The organism is Pseudoalteromonas aliena SW19, assembly GCF_014905615.1.
GTDB classification, from domain to species: Bacteria; Pseudomonadota; Gammaproteobacteria; order Enterobacterales; family Alteromonadaceae; genus Pseudoalteromonas; species Pseudoalteromonas aliena.
Map to the genome: position 1 here is coordinate 145,999 of NZ_AQGU01000028.1, position 18,830 is coordinate 164,828.

Genomic DNA, 18,830 nt, shown 5'->3' on the forward strand with positions numbered 1-18,830 from the left:
TTGGCTCTTAGGGTAAAAGGCCATTGTGTACGTTCAGTTCAAAAGTTACAAGTGCTAATCAAATGACTGTGCTTGGTGCTCTTCACTTTGCAACGCTTTAAATTCGCCCTTCGAAATAATGGTTACAGACTCATGTAGCTCTGAAAAAAACACCATAGCCTCGCCATTTTTAAGCTGTAGCTTAACTTGGTTAACTTTAGATTCAATACTTGCTTCTACTTCGCCATAATCAGTGCCTTCGCGCAGTACATAGCTTTCTATTAAGTTGTAAAGAGTATCTTTATCGAGTTGCTCAAAAGGGATGATCATAATTGCTCATTATTTACTTTATTTAGAACATGTTGCCCAAAATAGTTGGGTACGGCTTTCTCTAACCAAAATATTGGCTTAAATGGGTTTTTACCACTAATAAAACCAACGTGTCCGCCTTTTTCAGAGATGCGCAGCGTAACATGCCCACTCACATCTTGCCTACTTGGCACGGCTTTAATTGACAGCATAGGATCGTCTTTGGCATGAATAATTAATGTTGGAACTGCAATATGCTTTAAATATGGCATTGCACTGGCTTGACGATAGTAATCGTGTGCGTTTTCAAAACCGTGTAAAGGAGCTGTTAGTTGATTGTCAAATTCTAATAAGTCATCGATTTTCATTAACTGTTTAGGGGTTAACGAAATCTGCTGCTTAATTTGTGGCAGTTTACGCTGCATCGATTTTTTCATACGATCGAGCAGATATTTTTGATAAATTTTACCTAAGCTTTTGCGAATTACATCACTCGATGAAGATAAATCATAAGGAGCCGATATTACTGCAGCAGCGTTGAGTGGGCATGCCAATGCTTGTTCACCCAAATACTTAGCAAGTACATTACCACCAAGTGAAAACCCCACAGCAACCATTAGTCTATTTGGGTATTGCTGTTTTAGGTGATTAATGAAAAAAGCTAAATCGGCGGTGTCGCCACTGTGATATGCGCGAGGCAAGCGATTAACTTCGGTTGAGCAATTTCTAAAGTGCATCAGCACTACTGCATAACCTTGTTTTTTTAACGCTTTCATCATGCCCTTGGCATAAAAGCTATTTATATTGCCTTCAAGGCCATGAAGTACAATGGCAAGTGGCGCTGTCTCGTTGTGTGGAAGTGACCAAGCGAGTTCAATAAAATCACCATCGGGTGTATCAAGTTGTTCAAGTTCGTAGCGTGTATGTTGAAAAGGGCGGAAAAAACGCGGCATTATGGTTTGAACGTGACGATTAGTCATCCACCATGCTGGTTTGAACTTATGGATCATATTGGTACTACACACTTAACAATAAACGAAGCGCTAGTGTATCAAATTTTTAGCGGTTAAAAATAAAAAGCGCCTAATCAGTAATAGATTAGGCGCTTTGTGCGTCGTGCTTAATTTTGGTCAGGAATTTCTGCGTCATTTATCTTTTTAAGAAAGAAAAAAGCGAAAAAGATACAAAGAGAAACAACAATAGCTAAAAATCCAAAAGACAAAAATAAAACTGGATCTGTAAAAAAGTCTCTAAAGAATACGTTCATGAGTTGTTCCCCTCGTTGTTGATGGGTTAATCATAAGCGCTGTTTGTATGGTGTAACGTGATCGAGATCAAGTTATTTTATTAAGCGGATGTGGGAGCGAAGTAAAGTTGATTTAGATCATGTTTAAACCACGTTAGGAAGTGAAAAGCCATCTAGTGAATATAATAGGTCAGAACCACCCGCTTTAATATACGAGTGGTTATTGCTTTATCGGCGTATTACTCTAATGTAAAAAAATATTAATTAAATAGACCATTGTGTAAATCAATTTTAATTATTTCACCTTCACTACATATTTTATCATCGCCATATTTACAAGCAGTCAACTGAGTACGAGAAAAAGATAAAACCTTATAATGCGATGTAATTTTATCTGCAATAATTGATAGCACATCATTAACAATACTATAGTGCGCTAATATACTATTATCACTAAAACTTCGGACAGTATAATTAGTTACTCCATCTGGCTGTTGTTGAACCATAAACCTTAATTTCTTATAGTTCTTTCCATCATTAAACGTTAAAGTTGAAAAATCTAACCAACTATGTGAAAACTGTTCGATCCCATGTTGGGGGTTAAATTCAACCACGCCTACTGATGCATTATTTAGTCTCAAGGGGCTCATTGGTTCAAACTCTGAAACTACCCCATTTTCCATATAGAGAGTGTTGCCCTCTCGTGCAATAAGGCGGTGTGTGAATTTACAAGCCAAGTAGCATGTATCATCTGGACAATCTATCACAGAGCCTTGCTCTGGGTGAGTGAGCTTAAACCTGAGAAAAGTCCCATCATCAGTCAACTCCCAGCGAGAACCTGGATGCACAATATTTGGTATTGTGATGTTATCGGCATAATGGTCATACTGATGGGCACCTAAATGCCAGCTTCCTACAATAGCATCTAAATTGAATACAGTTTCTTGCTGCTCAATAAACATGCCTCTACGCGTATGTAATTGTGTGTTATTGCTATTTTTAACGTCAGCAACAAATTCAATACCAACATTTCCTACTTTGTCAATCTTCCAGAATGTATACTTTTGCTTCTTACCATTTATATGTGTTTTTATAATTAGTTTATTATCTTTCAGATGCCACTTGAAAGGAGCTTTATCCCCATTGAAAAATATAAATTCTCCATGTTTTTTACTGATAAAGTGGGCGCTGGCTGATGCAACATCAGAAAAATAGGGTTGCTCTGAGTAAGTTAGTAATTCAATCCCATCAATAGTCCATTTTTTACCAGTTAAATCGAGATCCCACCTTTTTAGCTTCTGCTTTTCTAACATAGCTACATTTGAACGTTCAGTAAACGCTTCGATAATTTCATTTGAGTTCTCATCAATAGCATTATAATGTCTAACACTTTGATAAAGTTTATCGTTTAGATGTATTAATTGAAGTTGAGTTAATTCTACTCTAATGACGGAGTTAGGGGCTGTCTCAAATCGAGATACAATCATAGGTTGATTGGGTTTTATAATGACGCCATTTGCAGCTCGCTTCCATTTTATAGATGACTTAGTTTTCTGCTTTAAAAAACCTTTGCTGTTTTTTTTCAAATCGAGCTGTGCGGAGATATGCCTATTGTCAATGTCTACTATTATATATTTAGTTGAAAATATAATATCTGTTGCATGTGTAGATGCTTCTACATTAAAAGTTAAAATAGCCTGAAATACCATAGCTACTAACGCATACGTAATAAAACCCCTATTTTCATTCATCACATTCCCTTAATTAATTATTCTCTGCACAGATACTATGCGTTAAGATTTATAAAAATTCAATGTAGTGATAATAAATAAAATAAAAAGTAACTATTCAGCCACACCTTCAATAAATATATCAGGTAGCTGATTTTTGAAGAGTAGCTCAAGTGCCAAGCTTGCAGATACATCTTGTTTTCTGCAAGTCGAGAGATAGCTTCTGATCAAACAAAACATCTCTGCTCCTTGCATGCTCCTGAAGCACCCTGATATCTTTTGATGAACCTTGGTCACCTTAATGCCATTCTCACCTTGGTTATTTGTAAAAGGCACCGCAATTTCCGTCATGAAGCGTAGGCATCATTTTGATAATCTCTTAACCGCTCTAGCTACGCCCTAGACTTTGTTCGCTTTACCTCTCTCGCTGGCATTTTACACGGCTGTTTTCATCTGGTGGAGGGCATTTAACGTTACCCTGAGCTAATATGTGTTGATACGTTTGTATATAGTGCGCTTTGTGTCTGCATCTAGCTCGGGGTTATCTATTTGATGTTGATTTCTTTCAGGAGAGTTTGCAACTTCTTTGCCCATTGCAAACCATCTTGCTCCCATGCCCTTTCCAGTTCTCGAATATGATGAGCATTACACAAGGCATGTTCAGGGTAATCGCATGCTTTGATAGATTTTAAACCAAAAATTATTTATGTTCTAAATTCATCAACTATTGCTGCTCTTTATCTTTAATTATTCGCTTGCGTGTAACTTCAATTAGCGTTTGTATCCCTTGCCAAGCATTACCTTCTTCAATCCATTCGCTCATTCTTAGTTGGCGATAGTAACGACTTTCTATACGACCATGTCCGCTATCTATTTCTTCGTGAATTGAATACGATCGGGAGTATCTCGTGTCACTTTATGGAAATAAGCCGCTATTTCTTCTTTTAGCTTTTTATGATTATTTTGACGCATAATATATAACCGCCACCGTTTTTGAGGATTTTAGTCACAATTTTTTTGTGTGTTCATCGCATCAGCACTGACTATAGCGCCTGATATATTTAGCGTCTCTAGCATGTCTAATACACGACTATTTTCATTCTTTTTACCTTTACTGCGAGCTTGTGCCAATACTAGACCATTAGATTTACTCCAAGCCGTAATACTATACAAAGTGCTATGTCGTTCACCATCAAAAGAATGCCGTAGCGTTTTACCATCAATGGTTATTTGTTCTTTTCCATTATCTCAGCCTAACTTCACTGACCCAATTGATGAGCGCTTGATTAAACTGATCGGGTGAAATCGCTCGAATAATCCGAGCTATGGTGTCATCAACGGGAATACCTTGCTTAAAAGGCCTGTGCAGCCTTAACCAATCGAGTTTATCATGACCAAAATATTCAATGTCCTGCCACCCCTTAGCGCCTGAAATCACGGCACTAAAGGCAAGAAATAAAATATCAATGAAATCATATTTAACATTAATACCTTTACGAGGGTCTTCAATAATAGAAACGTGATCAATAAATGACATAGCAAGCTCCTGCTTTAAGAAGACTATTAGATCACGTTATTGCTTAAAGTACGATTTTGCCCTGGTGAATTTGTATCATACATAGAGATGTTTGTTGTCGTAAAAGCTGCAAAAATTGACCCTCCAGTAAAAATTATCAGGTGCATATAGATATTCACCACGGTAGGTCGTCATTTATGGCGAAAATTTGAGTTTTTTTGAATTAGTACACTAAAGCACGACTGACATAAGTCGTTATGGCTAAACACTATCAAGCCGGTTATAGCTAGGCGTTACGGCCTATATGTATTCTTAATACAACTCGATATTATTCGGCTCTGGATCTGCTACGAATTCAAACCCATTCACCGCTTCAATCAACATATGCTGCTGTTGTTTTTCAAGCTTGAGTTCTGCATTAAGCAGTTCCTCGCGTATTGTGGCGTAATCACTTAACGTATTCTGATTAATTTTTAAATAGCTACGTGCGGCGCGCAGAGGCTGTAATGCGTGAGTATCAAAATCACTAGTTACATTTATTAACTCATTTAGCTGTTGGGCATTAATACTTAACTTTAATGAATCTAAATAAAGCAGTAATAAGCATAAATTGACGTTTTTTCCTTGCTGGTTTTGTAGTGCCAGCAAGGTTGTTTGTTGCCCAGGCTTTGCGTACAAGGTGCACGCAAATTGCCAAAAATGGTCGCTATTGAGCAAGTTCATCGGCGAAGGCCTGTTCTTTTTCTTCCATTTCTTCAAGTGCCATCAGTAGCTCTTCTTCAACGTCGTTAAGCTTAGGTGTAAGCGTTGCTTGCTTGGCCAATAATTCTTTTAGCTTGGCTTTGTTATCGTCGTTGTAGAGTTCGTTATCACCTAGTGCGGCTTCTACTTCGTTAAGCTCTGCTGAGTATTTATCTAACTGCTTTTCAAGCTTTTCAATTTGCTTTTTAAGTGGTTGAATTGCTTTTCTAAACTCGGCTTCTAGGCGCTTTTGTTCTTTACGATTAACGCCAGAATTAGCTTTTATTTCATCAGATTGCTCAGTCTTAGTTACCTCTTTATTGGCATTAAGCAGCCATTGATAATACGCATCCAAGTCATAACCAAATTGGGTCACCTTACCGTCATCTACTAGGTAAAATTCATCGGCGGTGTTTTTAAGCATATGGCGATCGTGCGATACGGTAACCATTGCGCCTTCAAACCCTTGCAGAGCCATAACAAGTGCATGGCGCATTTCTAAATCAAGGTGGTTAGTTGGCTCATCGAGTAATAGTAAATTTGGTTTTTGATATACCAGCATAGCAAGTACTAAGCGTGCTTTTTCGCCACCCGAAAAAGGCGCTACAGGTTCTAAGGCTTTATCGCCAATAAAGGCAAAACCACCTAAAAAGTCACGTAGTGATTGCTCGGTCGCTTTTGGGTTTAGTCGTTGTATATGTGTTATTGCGCTGGCTTTTAAATCAAGAGATTCAAGCTGATGCTGCGCAAAGTAACCAATATTTAATCCGTGATGCTGAATGACTTCGCCAGCTTGCGGCGCTAAATCACCAGACAGCAGTTTAATCAGTGTTGATTTACCCGCGCCATTTCTACCAAGTAATGCAATTCGGCTACCTGGCACTAGGTTTAGTTCTATATTATTTAAAATGGTAACATCACCATAACCCGCTTTGGCTTTATCTATCGTCATTAGTGGGTTTGGTAATGCGGTTGGGTCTGCAAACTCAAAATTAAAAGGTGAGTCGGCATGTGCCGGTGCTAATTTTTCCATGCGCTCAAGCGCTTTCACACGGCTTTGTGCTTGTTTAGCTTTACTGGCTTTTGCTTTAAAGCGAGTTATAAATTGCTCTAAGTGAGCAATTTGCTCTTGTTGCTTATCAAACATGGCTTGTTGTTGCAGTAAACGCTCTGCTTTTTGGCGCTCAAACTGCGAGTAATTACCCTTGTACACATTGATAAGTTGCTTATCTACATGCCAAATTTGATCAACGACGGCATCTAAAAACTCACGGTCATGTGATATAAGTACCAACGTACCTGTGTAAGCACGTAAAAAGCGTTCAAGCCAATATACAGCATCTAAATCAAGGTGGTTTGTTGGCTCATCGAGCAATAGTAAATCGGCATCGCGTATTAATGCTTGGGCAAGATTTAAGCGCATACGCCAACCACCTGAAAACGAGCTTACAGGGTTTTCTATTTGGTTATTCGCAAAGCCTAAGCCATGTAAAAGTTCACCAGCTGTTGATTCAATGCTATAGCCTTTAATGTTCTCGAGTTGAATGTGTACTTTGGCTTGTGTATCGCCATCGTTGTTTTGCTCGGCCTCACGCAGTGCTATACGCATTGCATAGTATTCTGGATGGCCTTGCAGTACATAATCAATTGCGCTTATTTCAAGAGCTGGAGTTTCTTGCTTTACTGAGGCAATAGACCAATCTTTTGGAATGTTGCAATTACCTGCATCGAGTTGCAATTCTGATTTTAATAGGCCAAATAAGGTTGATTTTCCGCAGCCGTTAGCGCCTACTAACCCAACTTTATGCTCCGGGAATAACGTAGCTGATGCGTTTTTTAATAAGGCTTTTCCGCCACGAAGTAGTTCTATTTCTGATATTTGGATCATGAATGCGTTACTTTACTGTGCCCTTGTTAAGTTGGCGTTATCATACCATAGAACTTAATGCGCTTATCAAGCGTATCAACAAGTGAAGTTATACGATAAAATAGCGGCAGTTCTAACCACAGGAAAAATGTTGTGAGACAAAAAAAGCGATTTATTGCTGGTGCATCGTGCCCTGAGTGTAAAGCTATGGATACTATGATGCTTTACAGAGAACATGATGTTGAAAAAGTAGAATGTGTTGAGTGTGGTCATAAAATGGCGCAGCCAGATAACGCTGTTCAGGCATCTACCCGCCAATTTGAACAAGTCATTGGTGTGTTTAAACCGGGTGATTAACCCGGTTTTTATCGCCTGTTTTTACTAGCTTTAGTAATGCGGTGGCGGTGGCTCAGGTACTTCCGACATCATAGATGACGATGACTGCGACTCTTTAATTTTTTCTGCTAGCAGCTCTGTTTGGCGTTTCATTTTTGCTAAAAGTTGCTGGTGCACTTTTATTTCATCATTTAAGACTTCAATCGTTTCGTCTTGAAAAGCCACTTTGGCTTCAAGTTCCATTAAGCGATGTTCAATTGTGTTCATTATTCTCTCGTATCATAAATCGCTCTGCGATACCGCTGGAGCTTTCGGTTAACAACGACTTACCGTTATCTGTAAATGTCACATCTAGCACCACTGCCGATTTCGGCTTACTGCCTTCGCGCGGGGTGACCTGCCAAGTTTGAATTTTTTCACCGCTTGGTATTTGCCACAAATCAACTCGCTTATTAGGAGAGCCGGTTGCCAGCAAAGTGCCTTGTTCGTTAAAACGCACCGCAGTAAAAATTTTCTGACGCGCAATATACTTCAGTTTACTCACAAGATCACCTGTAGTCAGCTTCCATACATTTGCTTGTGCCATACTATCGGCCGTAAACGCATAGCGACCTTGTGGATCTAGGGTTACTTGGGTGACACGCGTTGGGTGATTAAAGCGGTGAATTACTTGGCCAGTAAGCGTATTCCAAAAGTAAGCAACATAATCGTTAGACCCACTTAAAGCAAAGCGCCCATTCGGCGATAAATCGACAGTGTTAACTTTATCTTGGTGGCCTAAAAACTCGATGCGTCTGCCGGTTTCAAGATTTATAAATACCACTACACCGTCGCTTCGACCATACAATACGCTTCGGCCTTGATTGCTAATAGCAATATCGCGAATGCTGGCCTTTTGGATTTTGTAATAGCCTTTATTTTTGCCTGTGGTTATATCCCAAACGGCAAACGTGGTTTTTTCTGCGGTAACAGCAACGCTGTTATCAAAGGCAATTGCAACAGCATACACTAAGCTATCTTCAGCTTGCTGCTGAAACCATTGGTATTTGAGAGCGTTTTGTTGATTATCCCACAGGGCGACCCCATGATTGATTGAGGAGATTAAGCTGTATTTACCATCGTTTGATAATGTTGACGAAAATGCACCTTTTGCTGCATGTTCGTAGCTTGCAATAGCGTGTTGTTTTTTATCACTACAGGCAATGACTAAAAAACAGCTAAATATGATTAAAAAAGTACGAAATATCGACATGTTACAGGTATTTCCTCTTAACTCTTGTTGACTGAGAGGTTAGACTAGGATGCGTTGAATGCCTAGGTTGTTTGTCTAAGCACTGAATATGCGTTTAGTTTAGCTAACAAAAATTTAGTCATTACACAAACAGCCTACCATGTAGGCCGTTAATCTTTAACTAGTAATAATACAATAAATGACAACTGCAAAGTGTGTCGGAGATTTAAAATGAAAAAGACGATTAGATTGTCATTGATTGCAGCGTCAGTTTTAGCGCTTACAGCTTGTAATCAAGAAGCAAAAAAAGAGCAAGCAGAAGTTAAACTAGACACTGTAGAGCAGCAACAAGCATACGGTATTGGTGCATCTGTAGGTAACTTTTTAAATAAAGACCTAGCAGATAAAACAGAAATTGGTATTAAACTAGACCAAGCACTGTTAATTCGTGGTTTTGAAGATGCACTTGCTGGTAATGCAAAAATTGACGAAGAAAAAATTCGTGAAGTGTTAACTGCATTAGATGAATCAGTGCGTACTAAGCAAGAAGAAAAAGCAAAAGTTGAGTCTGAAAAAAGTAAAGAAGCCGGTGTGAAATACCTAGCTGATAATGCTAAAAAAGAAGGTGTTTCAGTTACTGAGTCTGGCTTACAGTACGAAGTAATTACACAGGGCGATGGCGAAAAGCCAGTAGCGACTGATGTAGTTAAAGTACATTATAAAGGTACTTTGCTAGATGGCACCGAGTTTGATAGCTCATATTCACGCAACGAGCCTACGACTTTCCCTCTTAACCGTGTAATTCCGGGTTGGACTGAAGGTTTACAACTTATGTCTGTTGGCTCTAAGTACAAGTTCACTATTCCTTCTGAACTTGCTTACGGCGACCGTGATTTAGGTAAAATCCCTGCTAACTCAACGCTTGTATTTGAAGTTGAATTACTAGAGATTCAAAACGATGCGGATGCTAGCGCAGCACAATAATAAACTAACGCTTATAGTTTAAATGTAAAAAGGGACCTTAGGTCCCTTTTTTAATATACTTAATATAAGTAATTAATCTGTGTGATTGGAAAATAAATTATCAATCAGTTCATCTTCTAGTGCAAAGCGTGCTTCTAGTGTTTCACCAATTACAGATAAGTCATTATCAAAATCTTTCAGTAAATCGTCTTTGTTCACTTCGGCATATTTATCGTTAAAATCAAGTGCCACATCAGTAGTGCTTGAAATGCGTGGATAAATATCGTTAGCCAAGGCTTGGCTTTGTACGCCTTTTTTCTCACATGCCTTAGCAATATCATCATAAATCTCAAAATGACCTGCAGATAAATAATCCATCAAAATTTGGCAAAATGATTCAATCTGCGCAGGTTCAGGCAAAGCATGATCTTTTTTATCGTACGGTGAAAAACCAGCCATTTTACAAAAAAGCACAATGAGCTCTTGGCGTTCGTTTAACCACTTGTCGATTACAGTGTGGCTGCCACCCCATTTTTGTTGAGCTTTTTCTACACGCGTCAGCATAACTATTCTCCTAGCTGGGTTGGTCTTTCAATTGGAATATAATAAGTTTATATACATCAAGATATATTTAATTTGCGTGTATATCAACAAGTAAAATAGATGTTCTAAAAGCGGTGTTGTTTATTTGAGATATAAGACTAAAAATTTATTGCGGGCAAGAAAAAACCACCGGTTAGGGTGGTCTAATTTCTTTCAATGACTTGTTGTAACAAGCTTTCTTATTTTTATAAGATAATTTTTATTGTTATTATTTTAATGACTTTTATTGTTATTATTTTAAGATTTTTATTGTTGTTTTTGTTAACGCGGGACAAACAATAACAAGGTTTTTACTATGTTGCAAACATATTAATTAAAAGTTTTAAATGTTATTTTGAGGTTGTGTGTTTTATGGTCAAAATAAAATGAAAGCTTAAATAATCTTGATCTACCTTAAGGTAAGGTTGTTTTCGTCTCTAAGCAATAGAGGGGCGGTGAATATGGTGGTACAATCTCGCATAATTTATACAAGCCTTAGGATTATTTACGCCATGAGCGAATTAAAAAACGACCGTTATTTACGTGCACTAGCTAAACAGCCAGTAGATGTAACTCCGGTATGGATGATGCGCCAAGCAGGACGCTATTTACCTGAATACCGTGCTACACGTGCACAAGCGGGCGATTTTATGAGCCTGTGTCGAAATGCTGAGCTTGCGTGTGAAGTAACATTACAGCCACTGCGTCGTTATCCGTTAGATGCTGCTATTTTATTTAGTGACATTTTAACGATTCCAGACGCTATGGGTTTAGGTCTGTACTTTGAAACGGGTGAAGGACCTAAATTTGAGCGTCCTATTTCATCACTTGCGGATGTTAAAAAAATTCCAAAGTTAGACCCTACAGACGAGCTTGGCTACGTAATGAACGCAGTAAGTACTATTCGCCGTGAACTTAAAGGCGAAGTACCACTCATTGGTTTTTCTGGCTCTCCTTGGACGCTAGCAACTTACATGGTTGAAGGTGGGAGTAGTAAAGTATTTGGTAAAATTAAGAAAATGGCGTTTGCAGAGCCGCAAACACTTCATTTATTACTAGATAAATTAGCTGATTCAGTCATTGATTACTTAAATGCGCAGATTAAAGCTGGCGCGCAATCACTCATGGTATTTGACTCGTGGGGCGGGGTATTAAGCCCACGTGATTACAACGAATTTTCACTGCAATACATGCATAAAATCGTTGATGGCTTAATTCGTGAATACGATGGTCGTAAAGTACCGGTTACTTTGTTCACTAAAAATGGTGGTCAATGGATTGAAGCAATTGCAGCAACAGGTTGTGATGCAATTGGTCTTGATTGGACTATTAATATTAGCGACGCTAAGCGCCGCGTTGGTGATAAAGTAGCTCTACAAGGTAATATGGATCCGTCTATGTTACACGGTACACCAGAGCGTATTCGCCAAGAAGTAGGCACTATTTTAGAAGACTTTGGTACAGGCAACGGTCATGTGTTTAACTTAGGCCACGGTATTACACCAGATGTAGACCCTGAAAATGCTGGTGTATTCATCAATGCTGTACATGAGCTAAGTGCTAAATACCATAAGTAATGATCGCTTAATAAAGTTTAAAACAGTTTAAAAGTAAAAAGCCCGCTAATTAGCGGGCTTTTTGTTATCTATTTATAAAGGCTTTTAAATCAATTGTTTAAGCGGTTATTTAAATAAGCGATTTAAACCATTTAATGCGGCAACACGGTAGGCTTCAGCCATGGTTGGGTAATTAAATGTGGTATTTACAAAGTAGTCGATATTATTGCCACCATTTTTTTGTTCCATAATAGCTTGGCCAATGTGCACAATTTCAGACGCGCGTTCGCCAAAGCAGTGAACGCCAAGCACTTCTTTGGTTTCAGTGTGGAATAATATTTTTAAGCTACCTACTTCAGTACCCGCAATTTGCGCACGTGCTAAATGCTTAAACTGAGCACGGCCAACTTCATACGGTACTTTAGCGGCTGTAAGTTCTTGCTCTGTTTTACCTACTGAACTCATTTCTGGAATGGTATAAATACCGGCCGGAATATCAATAATCAGCCTGTCTTCGCAGTTACCACAGGCAATTGCATCAGCAGCTATACGGCCTTGATCAAACGCAGCACTTGCAAGGCTTGGGTAACCAATTACATCACCTACAGCGTATACGTTTTCAATATCCGTTTGATATGTTTCGTTAACTTTTAATTGGCCACGACTGTCGGCTTTTAAGCCAATGGCTTCAAGATTTAATGTATCGGTATTACCTGTGCGGCCATTTGCAAATAAAATACAGTCAGCTTTTACGCGTTTGCCTGATTTTAAATGCATAATAACGCAGTCGTCACGCGTCTCAATTCGGTCAAACTCTTCGTTGTGACGAATAACAATACCGCTATTCCAAAAGTGATAGCTAAGTGCGTCAGAGATTTCAGCATCCATAAAAGCAAGTAGTCGATCGCGGGTATTAACTAAATCAACTTTTGCGCCTAATCCTTTAAATATAGAAGCATACTCACAGCCAATAACACCTGCGCCGTAGATAAGTACGCGATGGGGGTCGTGCTCAAGGCCAAGTATTGTATCGCTTTCATAAATACGAGAATGCGTAAAATCGACTTCAGGTGGACGATAAGGGCGAGAACCCGTTGCTATAACAATCGTTTTAGCGGTCAGTCGCTCGGTTGAGCCGTCATTTCTTTTTATTTCAATGGTGTGCTTATCTACAAAGCTCGCATCGCCTTGAAACATATGAATGCGGTTGCGATCGTAAAAGCTACTGCGTAAATTGGATTGCTTAGAAATAACAGAACTTGCGTGACGTAAAATATCAGGGAATGTTAGACGACTAGGGCGTTCGCCAACATTAAACAATGGGTTAGCTTTGTATTCAATATAACGACTAACAGAGTGGCGAAGCGCTTTTGAAGGAATGGTTCCCCAATGCACACAACCACCACCAACTGACTCTTGGCGTTCAATAACCGCTACTTTTTTGTCGTTTTTTGAAAGGTTCATGGCGGTACCTTCACCGCCAGGACCCGTGCCAATAATGATTGCGTCATATTGGTATGTCACGGGTACTTTTTTTTGTTCTGATTGTTTGGCCACTGCCACTCCTAAATTAATTAAAAGAGGCTTTTAATAACCTCGCATTAAGTGCTAGCCATGCCTGTTTTTGATTTTCCCAGGCGGCTTCTAGCTCATGATATTGTGCCATTAATGCTGAGCGTTCACACTGCTTTGCCATGTTATTTTTTTTAACTTCTAACACTTGTTTTTGTAGTGAACAATAATTTTGCAGTTTTTTCAGCAGTAAGTCGTACTCTTGTTGTAATAATGTAAGCTTATCTTGCGCTAAAGGCAATTTTGCAAGACGCGTTTGCGTTCTACTCATTAGCGTTTCGGCTTTGGCTTTTTCGATACGTTCAACTGGTGTGCGTTTTAATTTATTGGCTAAACCAACAGCAGCTAAAGCGCGGATCATCCATTTTGTTGGGTCGTAATGAAACCATTTAATACCATTACGGTAATCGCTTGCAAAAATATGGTGGAAATTATGATAACCCTCACCGTAAGTAAATAGCGCTAAAAAGCCATTATCACGTGCTGTGTTTTTTTCGGTATATGGGCGAGAGCCCCAAATATGTGCAACCGAATTAATAAAAAAGGTAAAGTGCTGGCTCAATACTAAACGAAGTAAACCGGCAAGAATTAACATACCCCATACATCACCCACTAATAAGCCAAGAATAAGTGGCAGACCTACATTCATGGCAATCACCAGTTTTAAGTAATGCTTATGCTGCCACATAACGATTTTATTACGTTGTAGATCACGACAATTACTGTAATCACCATAGCTATCGCCTTGGTAGTCACGTAACATCCAACCGATGTGACTATACCAAAAACCATTGGTCGCTGCGTAAGGGTCTTTTATTGGGTCATCAACTTGACCGTGGTGTATACGGTGATCGCTACTCCAGTGCAGTGCACTGTTTTGTAGTGCAAAAGCACCGCCAAGTGCAAAAATAAATTCAATGGCTGGATGCGCATTGTAGGCTTTGTGTGCCCACAATCGATGGTAGCCAGCAGTAATAGATAGGCCTGCATAAAACATGCAGCCTACAAAGGCAATCCAATGCGCGCTGGTAAACCCGTAGCTAATAGCGTACCAAGGTACAAGTGCGGCAGCCGCCAAAAAGGTCAGGCTAAAAAACAGGACGTTTGTCCAAATAATCGGTGGTTTATTCATAATTCTCAATCTCAGCGTACAACTGTAAGCTAAAATAGTATTTCAAACTCTTGTCGTCAAGTATTAGACTGTACAATTGAGCTAATATCACTAAATATTCATATAAAATAATTCAGGGAGCTGTTGATGTCGGGTGTTAGAGCGCAGCAGAAACAAAAAACACGACAAGCGTTAATTCAAGCGGCATTTAATCAGCTAAGTGCTGATCATAGTTTTTCGAATTTAAGTTTGCGTGAAGTAGCGCGAGAAGCTGGTATTGCCCCAACCTCATTTTATCGTCATTTTAAAGACATGAATGAACTGGGCTTAACTATGGTTGACGAAGCTGGTTTAACGTTGCGCCAACTAATGCGTCAAGCACGTAGACGCATCGCAAATGATGGTGGTAGTGTGATAAACACCTCAGTGGTTACTTTTATGGAGTTTATTGATAACTCAAGTAACCAATTTAGATTACTCTTGCGAGAGCGTTCAGGCACCTCTAAAGCATTTAGAGCCGCTGTAGCCCGCGAAATTAAACACTTCATTTTAGAGCTTGCTCATTACTTAGAAAGTGAAACTAAATGCAATGCTATGCATGCATATATTCAGTCTGAAGCTATGGTAACGCTGGTATTTAATGCCGGTGCAGAGGCACTTGATATCGAAGGGCAACAACGAGATGAGCTTATTGAGCGGGTTATTTGGCAGTTGCGTTACATTACACGCGGTGCATCGCATTACGCCAGGGCGTGTTGACCTTTCGTGATTGATTTTGCAGCAGACTGTTTGGTATTTAGGCAAGGCAGAGCCTATGGTGTGTGGTTATTCCCCATAAATAGGCGATAACGCAGCATAAATGCCAAACATGCGCTGCCCTTGGGTTCTGCCTAGGGACGATTGACTCTTTGTTGTTCGGTTTTTACTTAGCCCACTAGGTTGCAAACCTCGCGCCGCGATTAAATCGCCCCTAGATTGAACAAATTTCAATCTACAAAGGTTAACACACCCTAGAGAAGGCACTAAAGAAATATAGTTCAAAAAAATAACAAAAAACTAATCTAAGCACTGAGCCCTTCAGTGCTTAGTAAATTAAGCGAAAGTCATTGTTGCTTTGATGGGTTAATCTAAGTAAATGTAATTGTTTGCATAATTAATCCTTTCAGTGTCCTCTTAAAAGTTATTTTGTGGTTTTTTTATGCTTGCACCCAATGCTCTGCAATGTTAAAAATAAACCTCACTGAACACACACAAGAAAATAAGATGCAAAATATTCGTTTAATTACACTAAAACTTAACCTCTTACTGCTATGGCAAGTAAGCGGGGATTAGTGTGTTTGCATTGAGTTGAACATTAAAAACCCCGCAATTGCGGGGTTTTTTTTATCTCGCGGCAGGGATCAATTAAAAATTGAGTAACATAGGAATAAGGGGCAGTTATGCAAGAGCAAGATAAAGTGTGGATTTTTGATACCACCTTACGTGATGGCGAACAGGCGCTTAAAGCAAGCCTTACAGAAGACGATAAAATTCAGCTAGCACATACTATTAGTCGCTTGAATGTGGATGTGATGGAAGTGGGTTTTCCGGTTTCGAGCCCTGCTGACTTTCGCTCGGTGCAACGTATTGCAACTGAAGTAAAAGGTCCTATTATTTGTGGTTTAGCACGCTCAGTTGCTAAAGACATTGAAGCCTGTGGCGAAGCACTTCGCACAGCACAGCAAAGCCGTATTCATACTTTTATTGCTACAAGCCCTTTGCACCTTGAACATAAATTACGTATGAGCCTAGATGATGCAACGGCAATGGCCATTAAATCAATTAAATTGGCACGTAACTATACTGATGATGTTGAATTTTCGTGTGAAGATGCCGGTCGTACGCCGCATTGGGATTTATGTAAAATTGTTGAGCAGGCAATTAACGCCGGAGCTTCAACTATTAACTTGCCAGACACCGTTGGTTTTGTAACGCCAGACGAATACGCTGCAATGATCCGCCACTTAATCAATAACGTGCCAAATATTGATAAAGCGCGCTTAAGTGTGCATTGCCACAACGATTTAGGTTTAGCAGTAGCAAACTCAGTAGCCGCAGTGCAAGCCGGTGCTCGCCAAATTGAGTGTACTATTAATGGCATTGGTGAGCGTGCAGGTAACTGCTCACTTGAAGAAGTGGCGATGATCATGAAAATGCGCCATGACCACTTAAAAGTATACACCGATATTAAAAGTGAAGAAATCTACCGCGCCTCTCGTCAAGTGGCTAAAATTTGTAATATGCCAGTACAGCCAAATAAAGCGATTGTGGGCGAAAACGCCTTTGCGCATAGCTCAGGCATTCACCAAGACGGTGTATTAAAAGCGCAAAATACTTATGAGATTATGTCGCCAGAAAGCGTTGGTGTGCCAAGCAACCAATTAAATATGACTTCGCGTTCGGGTCGTCATGTTATTGAGCATCGCTTAGAAGAGTTAGGTTATCAAAAATCTGATTACGACATGGATGGCTTATACAAAAGCTTTATTGAATTGGCTGACCAAAAAGGCACCGTATACGATTACGACCTTGAGGCGATGATTTACTTTAATCAAATTAACGACAAAGACGAAAAATACCAATTAGAATTTGTTAACTCAGCCTCTAACTCACAATCGGTAGCCAGCTCGACCATTGGAATGCGAATTGATGGCGAAGCAAAACAAGAAGCAGCAACGGGCAATGGCCCAGTTGAAGCCTCGTTTGCAGCTATTGAGCGCTTAACTGGTATGAGCGTTGAAATGATTGAGTACAACTTAGAAGCAACAGGCCAAGGCGCAAGCTCGTTAGGCCAAGTAAATATTATAGCTAAATACGATGGCCGACCTTACCACGGTGCGGGCATTGCAGCGGATGTGGTTGAAGCGTCGGTACGCGCCATGATCCGTGTTTATAACTTAATTTATCGTGCACAAAAAGTGTCTGATTTAAAACAACAAAGGAAAGCAGGATGAGTAAAACAAACTACAGCGTTGCCGTATTAGCAGGCGACGGTATTGGTCCAGAAGTAATGGCAGCAGCAGAGCAAGTATTGGATGCTGTGAGCAATAAGTTTGGTTTTACCCTGAACCGTGAGCATCATGCTATTGGTGGCGCAGCCATTGACGAATTTGGCGAAGCATTACCTTCAAAAACACTGAACGCCTGTGAAAACGCCGATGCTATTTTATTCGGCTCTGTAGGTGGTCCTAAATGGGAAAACTTACCACCAAACGAGCAGCCTGAGCGCGCATCGTTATTGCCGCTTCGTAAGCATTTTGGTTTGTTTTGTAATTTGCGCCCTGCACAGTTATTACCTGCATTAAGTGCAGCGTCACCACTTCGCGCTGATATTAGCGAAAAAGGGTTTGATATTTTATGTGTGCGCGAACTAACTGGCGGCATTTATTTTGGTGAAAAAGGCCGTAGCGGTGAAGGCGCTGAAGAGTTTGCATTTGATACGCAAACATACTCGCGCAAAGAAATAGAACGTATTGCACGCTTTGCTTTTGAAGCGGCAAAGCTACGTAGTAACCACGTAACGTCGGTTGATAAAGCAAATGTACTTGCATCAAGCGTACTATGGCGCGAAGTAGTAACCGAAGTTAGTAAAGATTACCCAGAAGTAAGTCTAGATTACATTTACGTAGATAACGCCGCTATGCAGTTAGTTAAGCAGCCTAGCCAGTTTGACGTACTACTTTGCGATAACTTATTTGGCGATATTTTGTCAGATGAGTGTGCCATGATCACAGGTTCTATGGGCTTATTACCATCGGCAAGCTTGAATCAATCAGGTTTTGGATTGTACGAGCCAGCAGGCGGCTCAGCGCCAGATATTGCAGGCAAAGGGATTGCAAACCCAATAGCACAAATTTTAAGTGCTGCATTAATGCTACGTTACTCGCTAGGGCAAGACGAAGCTGCGCGGACCATTGAAAAAGCCGTAGCAGAAGCTGTAGAAGCCGGTGTAGGCACGCCCGATATCTACCCGAACGCAGGTTACAGCACAAGCGATGTAGCAGCTGCCATCGTTTCACGCATTTAATAACATATTAAAGTTGCAGCACCGT

At 39.9% G+C, this 18,830-nt stretch carries 20 protein-coding genes and 1 pseudogene; 6 read left to right on the plus strand and 15 right to left on the minus strand.

Going from position 1 to position 18,830, the window contains the following annotated elements; all coding sequences use genetic code 11:
• Positions 1-54: 54 nt before the first annotated feature.
• The 10 genes and pseudogenes from PALI_RS15850 to PALI_RS15885 form a co-directional block, all read right to left on the minus strand.
• Positions 55-309: a YheU family protein gene (locus tag PALI_RS15850; protein WP_007378894.1), complete on the minus strand. Its 255-nt coding sequence runs from the start codon at positions 307-309 to the stop codon at positions 55-57.
• On the minus strand, positions 306-1,298 hold the full coding sequence (locus PALI_RS15855; RefSeq protein ID WP_138585319.1) for a hydrolase: 993 nt from the start codon (positions 1,296-1,298) through the stop codon (positions 306-308). Before PALI_RS15855 ends, PALI_RS15850 begins: the two co-directional genes overlap by 4 nt.
• 496 nt (positions 1,299-1,794) lie before the next feature.
• Positions 1,795-3,285, minus strand: a complete 1,491-nt coding sequence (locus tag PALI_RS15860) for a hypothetical protein (protein WP_193156445.1) — start codon at positions 3,283-3,285, stop codon at positions 1,795-1,797.
• A 93-nt stretch (positions 3,286-3,378) separates the two neighbouring features.
• Positions 3,379-3,519, minus strand: a complete 141-nt coding sequence (locus tag PALI_RS20255; RefSeq protein WP_264299773.1) for a hypothetical protein — start codon at positions 3,517-3,519, stop codon at positions 3,379-3,381.
• A 42-nt stretch (positions 3,520-3,561) separates the two neighbouring features.
• Positions 3,562-3,615 (minus strand): annotated as a pseudogene (locus PALI_RS20360) (hypothetical protein); the annotation flags it as partial.
• A gap of 132 nt (positions 3,616-3,747) precedes the next feature.
• Positions 3,748-3,879: a hypothetical protein gene (locus tag PALI_RS20260; protein ID WP_264299774.1), complete on the minus strand. Its 132-nt coding sequence runs from the start codon at positions 3,877-3,879 to the stop codon at positions 3,748-3,750.
• 387 nt (positions 3,880-4,266) lie between these two features.
• On the minus strand, positions 4,267-4,494 hold the full coding sequence (locus PALI_RS20265) for an ISAs1 family transposase (RefSeq protein ID WP_193156514.1): 228 nt from the start codon (positions 4,492-4,494) through the stop codon (positions 4,267-4,269).
• Positions 4,495-4,507: 13 nt separating this feature from the next.
• A complete protein-coding gene (locus PALI_RS20270; RefSeq protein WP_193156447.1) occupies positions 4,508-4,801 on the minus strand; it encodes an ISAs1 family transposase in 294 nt (97 codons plus the stop codon).
• A 291-nt stretch (positions 4,802-5,092) separates the two neighbouring features.
• Positions 5,093-5,503: a TIGR02444 family protein gene (locus PALI_RS15880; RefSeq protein WP_193156448.1), complete on the minus strand. Its 411-nt coding sequence runs from the start codon at positions 5,501-5,503 to the stop codon at positions 5,093-5,095.
• The gene (locus PALI_RS15885) at positions 5,487-7,409 is read right to left on the minus strand and encodes an ATP-binding cassette domain-containing protein (protein ID WP_193156449.1); all 1,923 of its coding nucleotides are present in this window, start codon (positions 7,407-7,409) and stop codon (positions 5,487-5,489) included. Before PALI_RS15885 ends, PALI_RS15880 begins: the two co-directional genes overlap by 17 nt.
• Before the next feature lie 132 nt (positions 7,410-7,541).
• Between PALI_RS15885 and PALI_RS15890 the strand changes: the two genes are divergently transcribed.
• Positions 7,542-7,745: a YheV family putative zinc ribbon protein gene (locus tag PALI_RS15890; protein ID WP_004589620.1), complete on the plus strand. Its 204-nt coding sequence runs from the start codon at positions 7,542-7,544 to the stop codon at positions 7,743-7,745.
• Positions 7,746-7,775: 30 nt separating this feature from the next.
• On the opposite strand, the gene PALI_RS15895 is transcribed toward PALI_RS15890, so the two are convergent.
• A complete protein-coding gene (locus PALI_RS15895) occupies positions 7,776-7,991 on the minus strand; it encodes a SlyX family protein (RefSeq protein WP_004335946.1) in 216 nt (71 codons plus the stop codon).
• Positions 7,978-8,976 (minus strand): WD40 repeat domain-containing protein, encoded by a 999-nt coding sequence (locus tag PALI_RS15900; RefSeq protein WP_193156450.1) that lies wholly within the window; start codon positions 8,974-8,976, stop codon positions 7,978-7,980. The genes PALI_RS15895 and PALI_RS15900 overlap by 14 nt, the downstream gene beginning before the upstream one ends.
• Positions 8,977-9,186: 210 nt before the next feature.
• On the opposite strand from PALI_RS15900, the gene fkpA reads away from it, so the two are divergent.
• The gene (fkpA, locus tag PALI_RS15905) at positions 9,187-9,939 is read left to right on the plus strand and encodes an FKBP-type peptidyl-prolyl cis-trans isomerase (RefSeq protein WP_193156451.1); all 753 of its coding nucleotides are present in this window, start codon (positions 9,187-9,189) and stop codon (positions 9,937-9,939) included.
• 72 nt (positions 9,940-10,011) lie between these two features.
• On the opposite strand, the gene PALI_RS15910 is transcribed toward fkpA, so the two are convergent.
• On the minus strand, positions 10,012-10,482 hold the full coding sequence (locus PALI_RS15910) for an Rsd/AlgQ family anti-sigma factor (protein WP_077536402.1): 471 nt from the start codon (positions 10,480-10,482) through the stop codon (positions 10,012-10,014).
• Positions 10,483-11,012: 530 nt separating this feature from the next.
• Here PALI_RS15910 and hemE point away from each other — a divergent pair.
• Positions 11,013-12,077: a uroporphyrinogen decarboxylase gene (gene hemE / locus PALI_RS15915; protein ID WP_002961084.1), complete on the plus strand. Its 1,065-nt coding sequence runs from the start codon at positions 11,013-11,015 to the stop codon at positions 12,075-12,077.
• Between the two features lie 105 nt (positions 12,078-12,182).
• Here the strand turns inward: hemE and sthA are convergent, their stop codons facing one another.
• Positions 12,183-13,613 carry a Si-specific NAD(P)(+) transhydrogenase gene (sthA, locus tag PALI_RS15920; protein WP_193156452.1) on the minus strand — a complete coding sequence of 477 codons (1,431 nt, stop codon included), beginning with the start codon at positions 13,611-13,613 and terminating at the stop codon, positions 12,183-12,185.
• A gap of 13 nt (positions 13,614-13,626) precedes the next feature.
• Positions 13,627-14,760, minus strand: a complete 1,134-nt coding sequence (locus PALI_RS15925; RefSeq protein WP_193156453.1) for an acyl-CoA desaturase — start codon at positions 14,758-14,760, stop codon at positions 13,627-13,629.
• Positions 14,761-14,886: 126 nt separating this feature from the next.
• On the opposite strand from PALI_RS15925, the gene fabR reads away from it, so the two are divergent.
• From fabR to leuB, 3 genes are all read left to right on the plus strand, one after another.
• The gene (gene fabR / locus PALI_RS15930; RefSeq protein WP_193156454.1) at positions 14,887-15,498 is read left to right on the plus strand and encodes an HTH-type transcriptional repressor FabR; all 612 of its coding nucleotides are present in this window, start codon (positions 14,887-14,889) and stop codon (positions 15,496-15,498) included.
• Positions 15,499-16,178: 680 nt separating this feature from the next.
• Complete coding sequence (leuA, locus tag PALI_RS15935) at positions 16,179-17,732, plus strand: 2-isopropylmalate synthase (RefSeq protein WP_193156455.1); 1,554 nt, start codon at positions 16,179-16,181, stop codon at positions 17,730-17,732.
• Positions 17,729-18,805: a 3-isopropylmalate dehydrogenase gene (gene leuB, locus PALI_RS15940; protein WP_193156456.1), complete on the plus strand. Its 1,077-nt coding sequence runs from the start codon at positions 17,729-17,731 to the stop codon at positions 18,803-18,805. The genes leuA and leuB overlap by 4 nt, the downstream gene beginning before the upstream one ends.
• The last annotated feature ends 25 nt before the right edge of the window (positions 18,806-18,830 follow it).